We start from the raw sequence: 20,289 nt of genomic DNA, 5'->3' as shown, positions 1-20,289 counted from the left end.
GTACATGGAGATCAGAATGCTGAATCAACCGGAGAGCGGCGCCCCTGTCCCCGCCCTGCCCGCCCTTGACGAAACCGCGCGCTACACGGCGACGACCCGCATCCTGCACTGGCTGGTCGCCGGTCTCGTTCTGGCCACATGGCCCCTCGGTGTCGTCATCGGCTTCGTCAAGCAGGAAGTCGCCCTGGACTTCTATCTGCTGCACGAGAGCCTCGGCTTCCTGGTCCTGTGGCTGATGCTCCTGCGCGTCGGCAACATGCTGATAGCACGCAAACCGCCGGCTGACGGCCCGTACATCGAGCGCCTTGCCGCCACCACCGTGCACGGTCTTCTCTATCTGTTTCTGATCATCATGCCGGTGAGCGGCTTCCTGGCGACCAATGCCCACGGATTTCCGTTGACCTGGTTCGGCCTTCTGCCGGTCTGGAGCCCCATCGGGAAGGCGCCGGACATCGCCTGGACCCTGTCGGGCATCCATGCCTGGAGCGCCTGGATCCTGCTCGGCCTGTTCGCCCTGCATTTCGCGGCGGTGCTGTTCCACCATGTGATCCGGCGCGATCACACGCTATACAAGATCCTCTGACGCATCAGGCATCGCTCCGCGCGCCCTATCTGTTCGCGGCGATGCTCTTGCGGAACCGCATTCCCGCAAGGGCGAACAATGCGAGACCGACCACGGTCACCGCCAGGAAATGCGGCCAGACGATATCCAGGCCCGCGCCCCTGTAGAGGATCGCCTGAGCGAAGCTGACGAATTGCGTCGAGGGCACCAGACGCATGATGTTCTGGAGAAGCACCGGCTGGCTTTCCACGGGTGTCTGGCCGCCGGACAGCAGGATCATCGGCAGAATGAGCAGGATGAACATCAGACCGAATTGCGGCATGGAATGGGTCATGGTGCCGAGCAGAATGCCCAGCGCCGAAGCAAAGAACAGATAGAGGGCGACCCCGGACAGGAACAGCGGGATCGACCCGGCAACCGGCACGGACAGGACATTTTCGACAATCACCCAGAGCGCGAAGGACACCGCCAGGATGATGACAAGCCCGTTCGCCCAGACCTTTGCCAGCATGATTTCAAAAGGCGCAAGCGGCATGACCATCAGATGCTCGAGGGTACCATGCTCGCGCTCGCGGATAAACGCAGCTCCGGTCAGCACCACCGTCAGCATGGTCACATTGTTGATGATTTCCATCACGCTGGAAAACCAGGGGCTGGAGAGGTTGGGATTGAAGGCATAGCGGGTGACGAGCGACAGGGGCAGCGAGACGCTCTGTCCCTGTTCCAGGCTGTAGCGTTCAAGCTCCTGGGCCAGGATACTGGCGATATAGGTGGCACCGATGCCCGCCTGCATCGTCGCGGTGGCATCGATATTGACCTGGACGGCCGGCAGGTTTCCCCGGATGACGTCCTTCTCGAAGTTCGGCGGGATCACCACGATGAAGGAGTAGCGGCGCGTGTCCAGCCCCGGATCGATCTCGTTATAGGAAATCAGGTCGGGCTTGTTGAACTCCGGCTCCAGGAAAGCCTGGCTTATTCTGGTGGACAGCTGGGAGTGGTCCTCGTCCACGATGGCAATCGCCGCATTGTGCAGATCCACCGCGAATCCGCTTCCGGCCACATAGATGCCCATGCTGAAGGCCCAGCCGATCAGGACCAGCAGCACCGCATCCCGTCTGAGACTGTAGAGTTCCTTCAGGCCGAGGCGGAAAATGTTCTGGAGGCTGTGCATGTCAGGTCTCCTGCTTGGCCAGCAAAATGACACTCAGGGCGATCAGGACTGGCCCGGCGGGAGCGAGGAAAAGGAAACTGGTCGCCAGCTCGGAGAAGGACAGTCCCTTGGTGAACGTCCCGACGCTGATGGTCAGGAAATGGGACATGGGAAAGATCCTGCCGATGAACGCGCCGATCCCCTCAAGCGTGTTGACCGGCTGCAGCATCCCGGAGAATTGAATGGCCGGAAGCGCCGTTCCGATCGCGGTTGCCGCGAGAGCGGCCACCTGGGTCCGGGTGAAACTGGAAAAGAACAGTCCGAAGGCCGTCGAAGCGAACACATAGATGACGGCGCCCGAAACGAGGGTCAGCAGACTGCCCTTGATGGGCACCCCGAACACGGTCACCGCGATGATCGTCAGCAGGGCGAAATTGATGAGCCCGAGAAACACATAGGGCAGCTGTTTGCCCAGAAGGAACTCCAGCTTGCTGACCGGCGTCACATAGAGATTGGTGATGGACCCCAGTTCCTTTTCGCGCACCACGCTGACGGCCGTCAGGATCGCAGGGATGAAGATCAGCAGGAGCGCGATGACCGAGGGCACCATGGCATAGACGCTCTTGAAATCCTGATTGTAGCGGAACCGGGTCTCGATCGTGGCTTCGAGCAGCTCCGGCCGTTCGCCGTAAAGGCGGCTGTACTGGTCGAGAATGTATTCCTCGTGCATCCCGGCCACGTAACCGGCGATCGTCTCGGCCCGGAAGGGCATGGCGCCGTCGACCGTCGCGGCGATTTCCGGATTTTCCCCGCGCAACAGGTCGCGCCCGAAATTGGGAGGGATCTCGATGGCCAGCACGATATCGCCGCCGCGCAGGCGTTTTTCCAGATCCGCATGATCGCTCAGGGGAGCCTGCTCGGAAAAATACCGCGAGCCGGACAGACCTTCGAGATACTCGCGGCTTTCCAGGGAGCGGTCCTGATCCAGGGCCGCGTATTTCAGGTTCTCGACATCCGTGGTGATGCCGAAACCGAACACCAGCATGAGGATCATCGTCCCGACCAGGGCAAAGGTCAGGCGGACAGGGTCCCGCAGCAGTTCCTTGCTCTCACGCTGCGTATAGGCGCGCAGGCGGCGCAGGGAAAATCCCCTGCGCGGCGCGGCGCTTGCGACCGGCGGCGGCTCCGTACCGGCCGTATCATCACTGGCGTCAGTTTCGGGGCCGGTTCCGATCGCATCTTCCAGATAACCGATGAAGGCCTCTTCCAGCGTCTCCGCCCCCCGGGCGTCAATCAGCGCCCCTGGCGTGTCGCAGGCCAGCACCTTGCCCGCATGCATCAGCGATATGCGGTCGCATCGCTCTCCCTCGTTCATGAAGTGCGTACTGATGAAAATCGTCACGCCCTGATTGCGCGACAGGTCGATAAGGAGCTCCCAGAACTCGTCCCTGGCAACCGGATCGACGCCCGATGTCGGCTCGTCCAGAATGAGCATCTCCGGTTCATGGACGATGGCCACGGCCAGCGAGAGCCGCTGCCGGACACCCAGCGGCAGATTTTCGGGCAGATCATCCACATGAGGGCCGAGACCGAAGCGGTCGATCAGGTCCCGGATACGCTGTTTCGCCTTTTCAGGTGGCAGGTGAAAGAGCTGCGCATGAAGGACCAGATTCTGGCGCACCGTCAGCTCGGTATAGAGCGAGAAGGCCTGCGACATGTAACCCACACGGCGCCGGGTATCGACGCCTTCACCGTCCACGCTTTCGCCGAACAGCCAGGCCTGGCCGCTGGTCGGTTTCAGAAGCCCCGTCAGCATCTTCATCGTGGTCGTCTTGCCACAGCCGTTGGAGCCGAGAAACCCGAATATTTCACCGCGCTCGATCTCGAAGCTGACATCGTCGACGGCCGTGAAGGTTCCGAACTTCTGGACAAGGTTCCGGGCAACGATGGCCTTGTCATGACCGGTGACAGATCTCGGAGGAATCTCGAGCGACCTGTGGTCGCGCCTCTCCTCTTCCGGCAAAAGCCTGACGAATGCCTCCTCGAGCGTGCCCGCTCCCGCCGTTTCGAGAATCTGCCCGGGCGTTCCCTCCGCCAGAACCTTGCCGTCGTTCATTGCCACCAGCCAGTCGAACCCGGACGCCTCGTCCATATAGGCGGTCGCCACCAGCACGCTGACATGCGGGCGGTCCCCGCGAATTCGCGAGACAAGCGACCAGAACTGGCGCCGCGAGAGCGGATCGACCCCCGTCGTCGGCTCGTCCAGGATGAGCAGATCCGGGTCGTGGATCAAGGCGCAGCACAGCCCGAGCTTCTGCTTCATTCCTCCGGAAAGCTTGCCGGCCGGGCGCTCAAGAAACGGGCGGAGCCCGGTGCTTCGGGTCAGGTCATCGATACGCGCGCGCCGCTCCGAGCCGCCCTGATCGAAAAGCCGGGCGAAGAATTCCAGGTTCTCCCGGACGGTCAGGTCCATGTAAAGATTCCTGCCGAGCCCCTGCGGCATGTAGGCAATGCGCGGCAGAACCGATCTGCGGTGCTCCTTGTCCGCCATGTCCCCGCCAAGTGCGGTCACGGTGCCCGTCTGGATCTTGCGCGCGCCCGACAACAGGGCCAGAAGCGTCGACTTGCCGACACCGTCCGGCCCCAGAAAGCCGACCATACGGCCGGCGGGAATATCCAGGGTTACGTCGTCCAGCGCGGCGGTTCCACCATAGACATGGCGGACTCCCGCCAGGCTTGCAACCGGACCGGTGCGGCGCTCGCTCGGATGTTGAGCGGACATGAAACACTCCTGCGTTGGAACGCGAACCGCCTAGTTGACGGAAGGCAAATGCACCGCGAGATCGTCCGGCCACTGTGTGCCGGGCGCCATCATCACATAGGCTTCCCCCGGAAGCCCGGTGCGCACCTTCTCGATGTGTTCCTTGAGGAGGTCCGCCGCGATGCTGATCTTGGTCCGGAACATCAGCTTCTCGCGCTCGCTCCGGGTCTCGACCTCACGCGGCGTGAACTGGGCGTCCGCCGCGACGAAGGAGACAGTTGCCGGGATGACATATTCCGGCGCTGCATCGATAATGATCCGCGCCTCGGCACCGATATAGACCCGCCCGACTTCCGTCGTGGGCAGAAAGATGGTCATGTAGACGTCCGAAAGGTCGAGCAGGGTGATCACCCGCCCCCCTGCGGACAGCACTTCGCCGGGCTCGGCCAGCCTGTACTGCACCCGACCGGAAATCGGCGCCTTCAGCGTTGCATCATCGATGAGCGTTTCGATCCGCCTGACCTCCGCCTGCGCGGCCTCCACCAGGCTTTCCGCATTCTTGAGCTGGGCCCGGGTCGCCTCCAGGGTCGCCTGCGCCGTTTCCTTGGCCGTTTGCCTCTGGTCCGCTTCCTGCTGGGAGATATGCCCCTTGGCCACGAGGGTTTGCGCCCGTACGAGTTCCTGCGCGGCGTATTTCAGCTCGCTTTCCCTTTGCACCGTCTGCGCCCTTATCGACGCCACAAGGTCATTGGCCGCGACGGCATTCGCCTTGGCCGCTTCAAGCAAGGCCTCGAGCTCATCGGTATCGATACGGGCAAGGATCTGGTCCTTCTCGACGAAGTCTCCCTCATCGACCAGAACCTCCAGCACCCGGCCACCGGTCTTGGTCGCGACCTGCACGGTTTCGGCCTCGATCCGGCCGTTGCCATAGGCAATCTCCTCCGGCAGCCCGTCCTGATTCACATACCACCAGTATGCACCACCTCCGGCGGCGGCCAGAACAAGCAGGATCAGAATGAGAATCCTGGATTTTAGAGACATCTTTGAATCGCCTTGAAGTTTCCAGCACCCGGAACACCCCGGAATCCCGGGGTGAGGGCCATGAAAAATATGAAGTTGGGCTCACTCTAGCGCAACCTCCCGCCCTCTGAGTTGAGGCAGCGCAAATCTTCCGCTGAAACACAGCAAGCTGCGCGAACAGACTGTCAGTCCGGACCGTGTCGTCCGTCACAGGTTTTCAGTCCGAAATCCGCTAGGGTGTGAACTCACAAATGAACAAGAAACGACGTGTGAAATCGCGATTGCAGAGGTTCTGTCGGCCGGAATTCGGTGTCCCGCTGCCGGTCCCGTCCGATGGAACGGGTGGACGGAGGAGGCCCTCCGTCCATTTCCCTCGCAATCGGCGAAAGCCCATGCCGTCTCGCAATCGGCCCGCAATTCCATGTCACGGGAAAGGGATCCCGGCGACGTCACTTGCCGCAGCGGGCCCCTCGTGCCTGAAGGCGCCGGACCGAAGCGCATTGGCCTGGGACGCCGTCCACAGCGCGATGTGAATGCTCTGCCGCCGGCCGCGAATGGCGACGGCCTCGACACGGGGCGGCACCAGCATGCACCGGTCCGCCTCGGCGACCAGCGCCGTGGACAGGGCAACCGAAGCCTGGAAGCCCTTGCCTGTTTCCATCAGCCGGCTGGCTACATTGACGCAATCACCGGTCGCCGCGATCTGCTGCTGGGTTTCGTGCCCTAAACGCGACAGGACCACCGGTCCGTAGTGTCCCCCGATCCGCACACCGCTGAGATCCCCCCCGAGATCCGACGAAGCGATCCAGTCCTGGACCGCCGCTACAAGATCAAAGGCGCACAGGCAGGCGTCGGCAGCGTCGCGCTGCCGGGCTTCGGGAATACCGAAACAGATCATGGCGCCATCGCCCATGAAGTCCAGAACCACCCCGTGACGCCTCGCGGTTTCATTGACGACGAGCGTGTGAAAGGACTTCAGAACGTCGCGCGCTCCGCCCGGCCCAAGGCGTTCGGTCAATCCCGTGTAACCGGCAAGGTCGATGAACAGGATCGCGACGTCCTGCTCAACGGGACGAAGGAGGAAACCGGGATCCTCCGCAATGCGCCGCGCCAGACCCGGCGCCTGAAACCGGCTGAGGGCTTCATTGGCCACCGCGAACCGGCTGGTCTGACGCCGGTCGAAAATCTCGCGGACAATCGCGATCATGACGAGGGGTGGCAGGCTTGCGGCCACCGGAAGCGCCCCGTTGAACCAGTAGCCCTGGCCATAGGCCAGGGTCGTGACGACGAGCCAGACGCCGACAAGCAGCAGATAGAGGATTGTGGCCTGCGCCAGCGGCAGGAAAATCACCATGACCAGGGCGATCAGCATGATCGAAACGGCCACGATGGCATCAATGCGCCGGACCGTGCCGTTCCTGACGAGCCCCGAGCCGTCCAGGAGGTTGGCGACGCCGGTTGCCAGAACCTCGACACCTGGCAGGATCGGATCGAACGGCGTGCTGAAGCGGTCTCCCACTCCGGTCGCAGTCGCTCCGACAAGCACCAGCCGACCATCGAGCATGGAGGCCCCCACGCTTCCGTCGTAAACCGATTGCGCGCTCACGGTCCTGACGGTTCCGGACGGTCCGTAGTAGTTGAGCGGCAGGTGCCAGGCATAATCGAGGGGCTGAAGCCTGTTCCGCAGGCGAATGGCATCCCGTGTCAGCGTGGGATCCCGGCCGAGAAACCGGCCCGTTGCCGATAGCACGAAAGAGGGAACCGGCCCGTCTCTGGTCACGAACACAAGGGGAATATGCCGCGGCGTCCCTCCCGCATCCGCGGAAACATTTACCAGTCCCGTGGCGGCCTGGCCCGTGAAAGCCGGCAAAGGGCTAAGCACACGATCGGGTTTGGGGATATAGGATCCGCCGGCCCGGCTGCCAGAGAACTGTCCGGCTGCAGCGACGACCGCCGGAATCGAGCCCAGTGCGGCTGCAAGCGGTCCATCCGAGCCTTCCGGTACGGTTCCTGTCAGCAGGATGTCGATTGCCAGCGCACGCGCGCCGGCCTGCCTGATCCTGTCCACCAGCCGTGCCAGATTGTCGTGTCCGAGCGGGTAGCTTCCGGTGGCTGACACGGTTTCATCGTCGATGGCGACGATGACGACCTCGTCGGAGACCTCGCGCGGTCCGTTGAGCAGAATGCGCAAGTCCAGGAGCACCGTCTCCGCCCGGTCCAGAACGCTGGCGACGCCGGCAAGATGCGTGTGCACGAGCCAGCCGGCCCACAGACAGCCCACAAGGAGAGCGACGAGCGCCAGCCTTGTCGGCAGTCGCGATTTCATCGCGCGAAGCGGGCAAGCAGCCTGTCGGCTTTCTCCTGCGGCCATCGTTTGGTGATCAGGGGATCGGCCTGAGTGACTTCCACGCCCTCTCCAGCGGACAGGGTCACAGCATCCGAACCGTCAGGCCGTGATACGGCGACCTGGCCGCGCACGACGAACACGGACGTCATCTCCTGTGTCACATCCACCACAAACAGCGTGCCGCGAACCGCGGCGATCGCATGGGGGGTGAGGATCTGGAAGGGACCGCTGTCGGGCTCGACTTCGATGAGCACCGCATCCTCGGTCAGCCGGACCTCGTCGGGACGGGCCTGCGCAGCGGATTTTTCCACTGCGATCTCCGCCGCCGCTTCCGCCTCGAAAACAAGCCCGTTCGCACACTGGTAGACGATTCGGGGAGGATCGGGCACATCCGTCTTGACACAGCCGCTCATGTCCTGGGCATTTCCCTGAACACAAGCCGCAGCCAGGAACAGGGTTGCCGCAACAATGGTCTTCATGCGTATCTTTGACATGGGTTTCTCAATGGCTTTCCTGAAATCAAGTCTATTCGCCCCGTGGATTTTGGCAATGCCGCTTCCTGAAACTTCACCGATCAGCCCGAACATGCATAGCGGCCAGCGCGCAGACAGCCGCATATTTTCCGTTCCAGCTGCCGAGCCGGACTGCAAGGCACCGCCCCGGCACTCCGAATCCCTTTCCCCAGGCTGGGAACCGGGTGCGCGCCTGTCCGGCAGATACGCGGCAAGCCGTTGGAAACCGCAGGATTTCCTGTTCGAGCCCGCAAATTTTCGGAACAAATTCATCCCTGCCCCCTCAATCTATTTTATAAGGGTAGCTCCTGAAACACCTGTAGCGTTGTAACCAGCGTTGTACAGTGACGAAAATTGAAGAAGGCACAGCATATGAGCGCGGACGAGACCTTGAACAAGGAAAAGCTGCTGGGAAAGAGCTTCATCTTTGAAGCTCTCGACGAGCAGTCGCGCAAGGATCTCACCGCCTTTGCCCATGTCAAACGCTATACATCCGGCCAGACCGTGTTTGAAATGGGAACGCCCGGCCAGAGCATGATGGCAATCGCCGAAGGGACGGTGCGCGTTACCATGCCCACACCGAATGCCCGCGAGGTCACCTTGGCTGAGCTGAAAGCGGGCGACGTCTTCGGCGAGATTGCCCTTCTGGACGGAGGGGAACGCTCCGCCAATGTGCATGCCCTGACCAACTGCACACTCGTCGTGCTCGAGAGACGCGCCTTGCTGGAAGTCCTCCAGCGCAACCCGGCGTTTTCGGTCCGCCTGATCGAGCTGCTGTGCAAACGGGTCCGGCGTTCGGACGAGCGGATGATGGAAATCGCATTCCTGGGTCTCCCCGCGCGCCTGGCGCGCCTGTTGCTGCGTCTCACCACTGCTGCTCCCGCCAGCGAGGAAAAGCCGCACAGCAAACTGTCCCTGTCCCAGTCCGAAATGGCCTCCATGATCGGCAACACAAGGGAAAACGTGAACCGCTGCCTGCGCAAATGGCAGAAGGCGGATCTGATCGATCTGAAGGACGGCTGGCTGATTCTGCGCGACCGGGGCGGCCTCGAGGCGATTGCCGAGGACGAGTAGCGCCGTTCATCACGAAAGATTGCGGACATGCGCGAAAGGGTGCGGAAGCGACACGCTGCAGATCCCGGTGGGTTAATCAGGCCTGTGCGCACCCGCATCATGTTTCCGGGGCACGTGACAGATTTTTCAGGATCTGACCGTATGGTGTTGCGCATCACATCTGTTGACTGAGAGAACCCTTAAGTATTGGTCATCGGCGCAAATGTTTTCGCCGGGACCAACACAAAGGGAAAGTCGTGATGTTCAAGAAAGTTCTTATCACCACACTTGCAGTCGCCGGTCTGGTCGCAGCAGCATCCACCACATCTGCGCTGGCCGACAACCACGGGCACAAAAAAGGCCAAGGACACAACAACCATGGCCAGAACAACGGGTATCACCACAAAGGCAAAGGTCACCACAACAACTATCATCACAACAATCGTCACCGTTACAACAACAATTACCACTACAATTCCTACAAGCCGCGGCGCGGCAACAACTGGCACCAGCATGTGGCCTGGTGTTACGATCGCTACAATTCCTATCGTGCGCAGAGCAATACCTTCCAGCCCTACAACGGCCCCCGCCGGCAGTGCAGATCTCCCTTCTTCAGGGGCTGACACGGCGCCCGCACAGACCCCTGCGGGACCGCTCTCCGGCAAAACACCCTCGTCCTGAACGGAGGTGTTTTGCCGCGCCATCGACTTGTCGGCTCCGGCAGGGCGCCGGTTCACACCCTAAAGACCATGTTCCTCGAGAAACGCTCCGATGGCGTCCAGACAGACCGGCCAGGCAGGCTCCTGGTCGACCAGAATGTGGTTATGGCTCTCCAACGGCACGAATTGCGCCCCAGGTATGCCGCTAGCGACCGCCCGGCCCAGTTCCAGCGGGATCCGCTGATCGTATCTGGAATGCAGAACGATGGTCGGGACGCGCACCTCAGCCAACCGGTGCCGCACATCGATCTGACCGAAAGCTTCCTGAAAGCGGGCCGCGTTTTGCGGTGACGTTGTCCGGCGCTGAAATTCGTCGAACCATGCCAGCGTTTCCGCGCTCGCTTCGGGCATGAAGGTTTGCGAGAAGATGTGCCGGTAGGCCGGGTTGTCGGTGCCCCATCCCAGCTCGGTCAGGGTCAGCACCGCCTCGCGCCGTGCCTGCTCCTCAGCACTGGCGAGATGCCGCCAGCCGGCCGCGTAACCGCTGATCAGGATCAGGCCGGACACCCGCTGCGGATGCCGCACCGCATATTCGATCGAAACCGCACATCCCTGGGAGATACCGATCAGCGGAAAGCGGTCGAGGCCCAGCGTATCGGCCACCGCCTCCAGATCCTCGACAAAGGCGTCGAAACTCAGATCCTTCACATCCCAGTCGGACAGGCCGCAGCCACGCTCGTCATAGCGGATGAACGTGCGTTGGCGGGCGATCTCGGCGAAGCTCCGGCCCCAGATCGGGCTGGACCAGTCGAATTCAAGATGGTTCAGCCAGTTCGCCGCCTTCAGCACCGGAGGTCCGGAGCCGATACTGGCAAAGGCGATCTTGGTGCCGTCCGCGACTTCGCAGAACCCGATGCGCTGCGACCGCAGGGCCCGCGCCCGCGCCTCCTTGACCTGCTTCTGGGCATCCTGCGTTCTTGTTTCACGGGTCCCGCTGTCCGCCCCCCGAGCATCCGCCTCCCCTTCGGTGCTCCTGGCGGCGCTCATCCCGGATGGTGACACCCGCCAGACCTCCGCCCCCTCCGGGTCGGCCTCGGCCCAAAGCCGCATCCACTTTCGGGCAGCAATCGAGCCGGTGTGCGGATGGGTGGCAAGCCGTTTCAGCACCTCCACCTGAGCGCCCCGGGCATCTTCCCGCTCCGCCGTCAGCCAGGCGTCGAACGTATCGTCGCCGGCTCCGTCCAGCCCGTCGAGCGGCACCTGCTCCAGCAGGCGCACCATCTGCTCCAGATCCTCGACTGGAGGTGGATTGTCCCGGTCCCGCAGTCTTGCGTGAATATCGGTGATGTCGATGCGCACCCCGCTGGGCACGAACTGCACCCGCTCCCGGTCGGCGACAATCCTGACCTCCTCCGGTCCGTCAACGATCTTGCGAAGCTTGCTGAGCGCCCAGCGCAGGGCCGCCTTCGGATCTTCGGGAATATCCCAGAACAGTTCGCAAAGCCGCTCCCGGCGGTGCGGCCGCCCGGTCGCGATGAGAAACCCGAGCAACGCCCGTGCCTTCCGGGACGCCGGCAAGGCGATCTCTTCGCCCGAAGACAAAACCCGCAGTTCGCCCAAGAGAGAGATCTCGAGGTCCTGAGACATTCGAACGTCCTGACTGACCGGAAAACAACGCAAGATCTGACATAATTACCACTGTTGTAACAACGCTGACAACAACGGCGGCCGAATAGGACGCGCCGTCTCCTGCATATCCGGGCTGCCGCGGAAACAAATGGCCAACCGGTTCCCCTGCCATGCGGTGCATGCCGTCCGGCGGATCGGAAAGACTCCCGCTTGTGTACATGTCACCGGCGGCGGAAACGGATTGGCCCTTGCGGGTTGCGCTTCAAAAGCCGGATCGCTATTGACCTAGATCGCTTCGGCAAAATCCGGCCGGGGCAAAGCGGGCGTGATGGAATTGGTAGACATACCGGACTTAAAATCCGGAGGCCCTAGGCCGTGCGGGTTCGAGTCCCGCCGCCCGCACCAAGTCGGACTTTCCCGGCAAGGCCCGCCCGCGGCAAGGCAGGAAATGCCGCCTGCCTTATGGGCCCGACCTGCAGGATGCCTGGGCTTGCCACCCGTTGAAGAGGGCAATGCCCTCATTTTCCCGCACGCGGAACTGGAAATTGTCGCCTCGTGACTGTATGTGAACAGGCAAGGCAAGAGAACAATCCAAGCGCCGGGCTCCCTCAAAGACTCTGAAACGGGCCGGCGCAATCCAGCTGTGAGACACGGGTACCGATGGTCAGTTACGTTGACGCCGCAGAAGCTCCCCTGAAGAACACCGGCCAGGTGCGACTTTACGGCCCCGAGGATTTCGAGGGCATGATGCGCGCCGGACAGTTGACGGCGGCCTGCCTGGACGAGCTTGCGGACCTCGTCAAGCCCGGAACGACGACCGAGGAAATCGACGATTTCGTCTATCAGTACGGAATGGACCGCAACGCCATTCCGGCGACGCTCAATTACCGCGGCTATACCAAGTCGTGCTGCACCTCGATCAACCATGTGGTCTGCCACGGAATTCCGAACAACAAGGCGCTGCGCGAAGGCGATATCGTCAACATCGATGTCACCTTCATCCTCGACGGCTGGCATGGGGATTCCAGCCGCATGTATCCGGTCGGCACGGTCAAGCGCGCGGCCGAACGGCTGATCGACGTGACCTACGAGTCGCTGATGCGCGGCATCGAGGCGGCCAGGCCCGGCAACACCACCGGCGACATCGGCGCGGCCATCCAGACCTTTGTGGAAGCCCAGCGCTGTTCCGTGGTGCGCGATTTCTGCGGCCACGGTCTGGGGCTGCTGTTTCACGACGCGCCGAATATCCTCCACTACGGCCGGCCCGGCGAAGGGGTCGAGCTGAAACCGGGAATGATCTTCACCATCGAGCCGATGGTGAATCTGGGCCGTCCCCATGTGAAGGTTCTGAGCGACGGCTGGACGGCTGTGACCCGCGACCGTTCCCTGTCGGCCCAGTTCGAGCATTCCATCGGCATCACCCCGGAGGGATGCCAGATCTTCACGACATCGCCCACGGGTCTTCACAAGCCAGGTCGCCCGGACGACTAGGGTTCACGGACCATGAGTGCCGCGGATCACAAGGGACACCGCCAGAGACTGCGGGAGAGGTTTCGCAGCACCGGTGCCCAGAGTCTTGCCGATTACGAATTGCTGGAATTCCTGCTGTTCTCCGCCCTGCCCCGTCAGGATACCAAGCCGATCGCCAAGGCCCTCCTCAGGCGGTTCGGGTCCTTTTCCGCCGCCCTCTCCGCTCCCAGGGCGCGGCTGAAGGAAATCGACGGTCTCTCCGACATCAGCATCGACAGCCTGCAGGCCGTTCATGCCGCCATTGCCCGCTACCACCGCGCGGAACTGGACGAGCGCCGTCCCCTCGACAGCTGGCAGAAGGTCATCGACTATCTGCAGGCCTCCATGGAACACGCCGACGTGGAACAGTTCCGGGTTCTGTACCTCGACAAGAAAAACGGCCTGATCGCCGACGAGGTCCAGCAGACCGGCACGGTCGATCATACGCCGGTCTACCCGCGCGAGGTCATCCGGCGGGCACTGGAGCATTCTGCCACGGCCCTTATCCTGGTACACAATCATCCTTCCGGCGACCCCACGCCCTCACGGGCGGACATCCAGATGACGCAAAAGATCATCGAAATCGCCAATCCACTCGGTATCGAGATCCATGACCACATCATTGTCGGCCTGAGAACCAATGTAAGCTTTCGCGGTCTGCGGCTGATCTGAAACCGAATGGCGATGATGATGCCCTGCCCGACACGGCATGGCCGGCGCCCCAGGCAGGCGCCGCTCGTGGCACTTGAACCGCGCCCGCTCTTTTCGAAATACGGCATGTAGATCGCAAGATCGTCAAGAACACTTGAATTCGCTTCCATTTCCACTATTGGAACTTCGGCGCTTTACAGTAATTTTACTATGATCCTAGGGGCATTCCTTAACCCCGACACTTGATACTGCTGCCAACCAGATGGGCAGCGTATGAACAATTTGTCTATAAACTCCGGCAGAAAGATCGCCGGTGCGATCGTCGTTCCGATGGTCATAATTGTCGTGATTTCCGTATTCGGAATCTTCGGCGTTATGTACTGGTCCGCCCACCTGTCGGACCGGAATGCCGAACAGTCACAGCACACGCTCATTGCAGGCGCCATGCAGCTTTCCCAGAACTATCTGGTCAAGCAGCAGACCGGTGTGGTGATCTGGGAAGAAGCCTATCATGTCGTCAACCAGCCGACGCCGAACGAAAGCTGGATCTACAACAACATGACGCACTGGCTGTACCAGAATCACGGCTTCACGAAATCCATACTGTTCGACCGCGAATGCGATGTCATGAACCTGTATGCGCGCGACCACACCAGAACGTGGGCGACGGAAGATCTGATGGACGACCTCCAACCCGCCGTTGCCAAGGTGCGTGCCCGCTACATCAGTTCCATGAAGAAAACGCCGTCCGGCCTTTACCGGTTCGCTCCCGAATACAGCGACACACGCAGGTCAATCGCGGAAACGGGCGTCGTCAGCATCGGGGGCCGGCCTCACCTGTTCACCGCAGCCGCTGTCGTGCCGCAGATCCTGTCGATTTCCAAGAACCGCCGTCCGCCGGTGACACTGGTAAGTCTGGTGCCGCTGGAAGGAGAAAAGCTCAACGACATCGCAGAGATGTCCCGTCTGAACGGGTTCGTCCTGACCGATTCCCCGACGACCCGCGCGGGCGCCGGCCGGTATCTGCTGCATTCGCCGCGCGGCCGGAACATCGGCGCCATTGGCTGGAACACCAAACTTCCCGGCAGCCAGATGCTCAACCGCATCACTCCCTTCCTGGCTCTGGCCGCCTTCATGATCACCATGGTGGTGATCGCGGTGATCATCTTCACCCGGCAGATGACCAAGCGTCTGGCGAGAAGCGAGGCCAAGGCCGTTCATACGGCACGCCACGACGCGCTTTCAGGGCTCCCGAACAGAACCAGCTTTCACGCCCTGCTGACCGACAGCCTGCAAAAAGGTACCGGCACCAGCAGGAATACTGCCGTGGTCTATATCGATCTGGACCACTTCAAGGACATCAACGACACGCTGGGGCATTCCGCAGGCGACATGGTGATCGTCGCGGTCGCCCAGCGCCTGAAGCGGGTCATTCCGGACACCGGCATCGTCGCCCGGATCAGCGGTGACGAATTCGCCATGGTCATCCGCGATTGCGAAAGCGACGAATGGCTGGAATATATTCTCGACCAGGTGCAGGACGAGATCGGACGACCGATCATGATCGGTCGCCGGGAACTGTTTGCCAGTCTTTCCATGGGTGTGGCGGTCGCGCCGAGGGATGGCGACGATCCTGACGAACTGCTGCGCAAGGCCGATATTGCCCTCTACGATGCGAAGGCCAACGGCCGCAGCCGGCGCTCCTTCTTCGAGGCCCACATGGAACACCATGTCCAGTCCAGGGACAGGATGTCCCGGGAACTTCGCCTGGCGCTGCAGAATGACGAACTGGATCTCGCCTACCAGCCGCAGTGCGACACCGGCGGCCGGCGCATCGTCTCCGTCGAGGTGCTGGCGCGCTGGACCAAGGACGATGGAACCGTCGTCTCCCCGTCGCAGTTCATCCCGGTCGCCGAGGAAACCGGCCTGATCAACGAGCTGGGCATCTGGGTGCTGAACAAGGCCTGCGCCAAGGCACATGACTGGCCGGGCATGATCGTCGCGGTGAATGTCTCGCCCAACCAGTTCAAGCATCCGCGTTTCGTGGAGAAGGTCATGGCGATCCTGGCGGCCAACAATCTGCCGCCGCAACGTCTTGAAATCGAAGTCACCGAAAGCGTATTTGCCGGCCGCAACGATTCCGTCCTCAAGGCATTGAGGCGATTGAAGAATCTTGGGGTGAAGGTTGCTCTCGACGACTTCGGTTCCGGATATTCCAGCCTGAGCTACCTGCGCCGTTTCCCCTTCGACACGCTCAAGATCGACCGCGACTTTCTCTCCGGCATGAATGGAAACGCGGAAGCGGAGGCCATTCTCGTATCGATCATCCAGCTCGGCAAGGCGCTGGGCATGACCATTGTCGCCGAAGGCATCGAAACGGTCGAGCAGCTTCGCTTCCTCCAGATGCACGAGTGTCACCGGATGCAGGGATATTACATCTCCAGACCGCTTTCGGACGCCGGCCTTGCCGAGTTTCTGACAGAATTCAACGGAGACAGCACCGGCGGGTTCGGAACCGACTTCAGCTATCAGCCCCGCAAGGCCGGCATGATTTTCTAGACAGGCCGGCCGGGAGCATCCTGCCGGTCAAGACGGCGTGTGATTCCGGCCGCGAAATCCGCATAGCTCGAGAACGGCGCGGTTTTCGCCGCCTTCATCCAAGGCCAGTCCTCTCCGGCGGCTGCATGGCGAAGACCCGCCAGGCCGAATTCGGTGCGCACCATGTCGCGGAACCAGGCCGCATGCTGGTCCCGCCGGCGCTGCTCCAGCGCACCACTTTCGACCAGATGGGCGTAATGCCGTGTCGTCAGGGCAGCCAGGTCCCCGATGCCCTGTCCGGTATCGGCGGAAACCTCGCACACCGGCACCTGCCAGCCCCCGGCGGCGCCGCTCAGGGAAAGCGCGCCCCTGACATCCGAGGCGGCCCGCCGCGCCAGAGCACCCATGTCCGCCTTGGTCACGGCAACCACATCCGGCAATTCCATGATGCCGGCCTTCATGAACTGCAGACTGTCACCGGACCCGGGCTGAATGCACAGGATGACCGTATCGACCGCCTGCTTCAGGTCGCCCTCGGACTGGCCGATGCCGACGGTTTCGACCATGACGCGGTCGCAGACCGCTCTCAGGACGGCGATGGCGGCAACCGCATGGTCGGAAAGCCCGCCCAGCCGGTTGCGGGCCGCCATGGAACGCACAAAGACGTTTTCGTCGCTGGGATCGGTCTTCAGGCGGGTCCGGTCGCCGAGAAGGGCCCCGCCCGTCAGCGCCGAGGACGGATCAACGGCCAGCACCGCGACCTTCTTTCCCTCGGCCCGGCAATCCCTGATCAGCGCATCGGTCAGGCTCGACTTCCCGACGCCGGGCGGCCCGGTCAATCCGACGGTTTCCGCGCGCGGGCTGGCGCAGATGCGGTCGAGAAAGGCCGCTGTTTCGGCGTCGCCGGCATGGGTTTCCAGCCTGGAAAGGACCCGTGCGAGCAATCGTTTGCCGCCCGCACGCAGGTCCTCAAGCGAAGGGAATTGCCCGCTCATGCCCTCGTTCCGGCCATGTGAGCCTTTCCCCCCGCCCGCATTGCTCAGCCCGACCGGGACTTCAGGGCCGATTGCGCCGCGGCAAGCCGGGCGATCGGCACACGGAAGGGCGAGCAGGACACATAATCGAGTCCGATCTGCTCGCAAAAGCCGATCGAGGCGGGATCGCCGCCGTGCTCGCCGCAAATGCCGAGCTTGATGTCCGGACGGGTCGACCGGCCGCGTTCCGCACCGATGCGGATGAGTTCACCGACGCCTTCCTGATCCAGGGACACAAAGGGATCCTGCTCGATAATGCCTTTCCTCTGATAGATGTCGAGGAATGAACCTGCATCGTCGCGCGAGATGCCGAAGGTGGTCTGGGTAAGGTCGTTTGTTCCGAAGGAGAAGAACTCGGCGGATTGCGCGATTTCAGCGGCCCTGAGCGCGGCGCGCGGCAATTCGACCATGGTTCCGATCTGATAGGTCAGCTCGGCTCCGCTCTCCGCCTTCACCGCCTCCGCCATCGCCTCGATGCTCTGGCGGACCAGATCCAGCTCCTTCTTCAGGCCGACCAGCGGCACCATGATTTCCGGCACCACCGGTTCACCTGTCTCCCGGGCCGCTTCCACTGCGGCCTCGAAGATGGCCCTTGCCTGCATCTCCGCGATTTCCGGATAGGAAACCAGCAGACGACACCCCCGATGGCCGAGCATCGGATTGAATTCCTCCAGCGCCAGGGCCCGGTCCCGCAGCAGTTCGGGATCGGCCCCCATCGCAGCGGCGACTTCCGCGAGCTCCTGATCCGATTTCGGCAGGAATTCATGCAGCGGCGGATCGAGCAGACGGATGGTCACCGGCAGGCCATGCATGATCTTGAAGAGATCGATGAAATCCTGACGCTGCATCGGCAGGAGCTTGGCAAGAGCGGCGCGCCGCCCAGCTTCGGTCTCGGCAAGAATCATCTCGCGCACGGCGACCGTGCGCTCTCCGTCGAAGAACATGTGTTCCGTCCGGCACAGACCGATCCCCTCGGCCCCGAAGTCACGCGCGACCTTCGCGTCCTGCGGTGTTTCCGCATTGGCGCGCACTTTCATTCGCCGGACCTTGTCCGCCCAGCCCATCAATGTGCCGAAATCCCCCGAAAGAGTCGGCTGGAGCATGGCCACTTCTCCGCAGAGAACCTGACCGGTCGCCCCGTCGATGGTGATGATGTCCCCTTCCTTGAGCTGACGTCCGCTCGCGTTGATGACACCGTTCCTGTAGTCGATGCGCAACATGCCGGCGCCGGCGACACAGGGCTTGCCCATGCCCCGGGCCACAACGGCCGCGTGACTGGTCATGCCGCCCCGGCAGGTCAGGATCCCCTCCGCCGCATGCATCCCGTGGATGTCTTCCGGACTTGTCTCGACCCGCACCAGAATGACCTTCCGGCCCTCGGCCCGGGCCTCTTCCGCGGCAGCGGAGGTGAAGACGATGGCTCCGCAGGCCGCACCGGGAGAGGCGGGCAGACCGGTTGTGAGCACATCCCGCTCAGCCTTCGGATCGATGGTCGGATGCAGCAGCTGGTCCAGCGCGGCCGGTTCGACGCGGCCGATCGCCTCTTCTTCGCCAAGCAGACCCTCGGCAACCATGTCGACCGCGATCTTCAGCGCCGCCTTCGCGGTCCGCTTGCCCGCGCGGGTCTGCAGCATCCACAATTTGCCTTCCTCGATGGTGAACTCGAGATCCTGCATGTCCCGGTAGTGCCCTTCCAGCCGGGCGCAATAGGATTCGAATTCCGCAAAGGCCTCGGGCATCAGCGCTTCGAGCGAGGGGCTTGACGAGCCGGCCTCCTTCCGGGCCTTCTCGGTGATATCCTGAGGTGTGCGGATGCCGGCAACCACATCCTCCCCCTGGGCATTGACCAGAAATTCGCCGTAAAGCGCGTTCTCACCGGTGGAAGGATTGCGGGTGAAGGCAACGCCGGTGGCGGAATTCGTGCCCATGTTCCCGAACACCATGGCCTGGACGTTGACAGCCGTTCCCCAGCTCCCGGGGATATCGTGCAGCCGCCGGTAGGTCACCGCACGCGGCGTCATCCAGGAACCGAAGACCGCGCCGATCGCGCCCCAGAGCTGCTCCTGCGGATCCTGCGGAAACGGCTTGTCCAGCGACTCTTGGACCAGTGCCTTGAACTTTTCGATCAGACCCAGCCAGGCATCCGCATCGATGTCCGTATCCAGCCTCAGTTCGTTGCGTTCCTTGTAGTCCTCCAGAATTTCCTCGAATTCATGGTGATCCACGCCGAGCACCACATCGGAATACATCTGGATGAAACGGCGGTAGCTGTCATAGGCGAACCGGCGGTCTCCCGACTCCTGTGCGAGGGCCTCGACCGTCCGGTCGTTCAGACCCAGATTGAGCACCGTATCCATCATGCCGGGCATGGAAACCCGGGCGCCGGAGCGGACAGAGACCAGCAGGGGGCGCTCGAGGCCACCGAATGTGCGGCCCGTTGCCACTCCTATCCTGTCCAGCGCATCCTTCACGTCGGAGGCCAGTGTTTCCGGATAGGAATTATCGTGATCGTAAAACCAGGTGCAGACTTCGGTGGTGATCGTGAATCCTGGTGGAACAGGCAGGCCGAGGCTGCTCATTTCAGCAAGATTGGCTCCCTTTCCGCCGAGAAGATTGCGCATGTGCGCCGCACCTTCCGCCGAACCGTTGCCAAAACTGTAGACCCACTTGGCCATATCAACTCTCCTAGCGTAGCGCAGGAAACGTCCCGCCTCCGTCAATGTTGCAGGGCACATACCTGCTACGCCAGCCCACCTTCATCAAGCTCTTTTTGGCAGAAACGCGCTTCGTCGCACCACAAGTTGCGCGATTTCCGACGTTCGGCAAAATTGAATGGATTTAAACCGTCAGAAAGTTATCCAAGC

The 20,289-nt window shown here is 62.2% G+C and carries 14 protein-coding genes and 1 tRNA gene; 7 read left to right on the top strand and 8 right to left on the bottom strand.

Going from position 1 to position 20,289, the window contains the following annotated elements; genetic code table 11:
- Positions 1 to 16 precede the first annotated feature (16 nt).
- Positions 17 to 583: a cytochrome b gene (locus DCO57_RS14325; RefSeq protein WP_116699602.1), complete on the top strand. Its 567-nt coding sequence runs from the start codon at positions 17 to 19 to the stop codon at positions 581 to 583.
- A 25-nt stretch (positions 584 to 608) separates the two neighbouring features.
- On the opposite strand, the gene DCO57_RS14320 is transcribed toward DCO57_RS14325, so the two are convergent.
- From DCO57_RS14320 to DCO57_RS14300, 5 genes are all read right to left on the bottom strand, one after another.
- Entirely contained in the window at positions 609 to 1,733 is a 1,125-nt protein-coding gene (locus DCO57_RS14320) for an ABC transporter permease (RefSeq protein WP_116699585.1), read from the bottom strand.
- Position 1,734: 1 nt separating this feature from the next.
- On the bottom strand, positions 1,735 to 4,494 hold the full coding sequence (gene rbbA, locus DCO57_RS14315) for a ribosome-associated ATPase/putative transporter RbbA (protein WP_116699584.1): 2,760 nt from the start codon (positions 4,492 to 4,494) through the stop codon (positions 1,735 to 1,737).
- A 30-nt stretch (positions 4,495 to 4,524) separates the two neighbouring features.
- Positions 4,525 to 5,514: an efflux RND transporter periplasmic adaptor subunit gene (locus DCO57_RS14310; protein ID WP_116699583.1), complete on the bottom strand. Its 990-nt coding sequence runs from the start codon at positions 5,512 to 5,514 to the stop codon at positions 4,525 to 4,527.
- Between the two features lie 403 nt (positions 5,515 to 5,917).
- Positions 5,918 to 7,819: an adenylate/guanylate cyclase domain-containing protein gene (locus DCO57_RS14305; RefSeq protein WP_116699582.1), complete on the bottom strand. Its 1,902-nt coding sequence runs from the start codon at positions 7,817 to 7,819 to the stop codon at positions 5,918 to 5,920.
- Positions 7,816 to 8,334 carry a FecR family protein gene (locus DCO57_RS14300; protein ID WP_116699601.1) on the bottom strand — a complete coding sequence of 173 codons (519 nt, stop codon included), beginning with the start codon at positions 8,332 to 8,334 and terminating at the stop codon, positions 7,816 to 7,818. The genes DCO57_RS14305 and DCO57_RS14300 overlap by 4 nt, the downstream gene beginning before the upstream one ends.
- 390 nt (positions 8,335 to 8,724) lie before the next feature.
- Between DCO57_RS14300 and DCO57_RS14295 the strand changes: the two genes are divergently transcribed.
- Positions 8,725 to 9,426 (top strand): Crp/Fnr family transcriptional regulator, encoded by a 702-nt coding sequence (locus tag DCO57_RS14295; protein ID WP_116699581.1) that lies wholly within the window; start codon positions 8,725 to 8,727, stop codon positions 9,424 to 9,426.
- Positions 9,427 to 9,665: 239 nt separating this feature from the next.
- Complete coding sequence (locus tag DCO57_RS14290) at positions 9,666 to 10,028, top strand: BA14K family protein (protein WP_116699580.1); 363 nt, start codon at positions 9,666 to 9,668, stop codon at positions 10,026 to 10,028.
- Positions 10,029 to 10,145: 117 nt separating this feature from the next.
- Here DCO57_RS14290 and DCO57_RS14285 read toward each other — a convergent pair whose 3' ends face one another.
- Positions 10,146 to 11,711, bottom strand: coding sequence for an alpha/beta hydrolase (locus DCO57_RS14285; protein ID WP_116699579.1), 1,566 nt, complete (start codon positions 11,709 to 11,711; stop codon positions 10,146 to 10,148).
- 301 nt (positions 11,712 to 12,012) lie between these two features.
- On the opposite strand from DCO57_RS14285, the gene DCO57_RS14280 reads away from it, so the two are divergent.
- From DCO57_RS14280 to DCO57_RS14265, 4 genes are all read left to right on the top strand, one after another.
- A tRNA-Leu gene (locus DCO57_RS14280) sits at positions 12,013 to 12,098 on the top strand.
- Between the two features lie 255 nt (positions 12,099 to 12,353).
- Positions 12,354 to 13,184: a type I methionyl aminopeptidase gene (gene map, locus DCO57_RS14275; RefSeq protein WP_116699578.1), complete on the top strand. Its 831-nt coding sequence runs from the start codon at positions 12,354 to 12,356 to the stop codon at positions 13,182 to 13,184.
- A gap of 12 nt (positions 13,185 to 13,196) precedes the next feature.
- A complete protein-coding gene (gene radC / locus DCO57_RS14270) occupies positions 13,197 to 13,874 on the top strand; it encodes a DNA repair protein RadC (protein WP_116699577.1) in 678 nt (225 codons plus the stop codon).
- 252 nt (positions 13,875 to 14,126) lie between these two features.
- Positions 14,127 to 16,412: a bifunctional diguanylate cyclase/phosphodiesterase gene (locus DCO57_RS14265; protein ID WP_116699576.1), complete on the top strand. Its 2,286-nt coding sequence runs from the start codon at positions 14,127 to 14,129 to the stop codon at positions 16,410 to 16,412.
- On the opposite strand, the gene meaB is transcribed toward DCO57_RS14265, so the two are convergent.
- Together meaB and ppdK are read right to left on the bottom strand one after the other, a co-directional pair.
- The gene (meaB, locus tag DCO57_RS14260; RefSeq protein ID WP_116699575.1) at positions 16,409 to 17,386 is read right to left on the bottom strand and encodes a methylmalonyl Co-A mutase-associated GTPase MeaB; all 978 of its coding nucleotides are present in this window, start codon (positions 17,384 to 17,386) and stop codon (positions 16,409 to 16,411) included. The genes DCO57_RS14265 and meaB overlap by 4 nt on opposite strands.
- 44 nt (positions 17,387 to 17,430) lie before the next feature.
- The gene (gene ppdK / locus DCO57_RS14255; protein ID WP_116699574.1) at positions 17,431 to 20,100 is read right to left on the bottom strand and encodes a pyruvate, phosphate dikinase; all 2,670 of its coding nucleotides are present in this window, start codon (positions 20,098 to 20,100) and stop codon (positions 17,431 to 17,433) included.
- Positions 20,101 to 20,289 lie beyond the last annotated feature (189 nt).

Source organism: Labrenzia sp. 011 (assembly GCF_003075075.1).
In the GTDB taxonomy this organism is placed as follows: domain Bacteria; phylum Pseudomonadota; class Alphaproteobacteria; order Rhizobiales; family Stappiaceae; genus Roseibium.
Note: the sequence above shows the minus strand (reverse complement) of the source record. Positions and strands in the feature narration are given on the sequence as shown.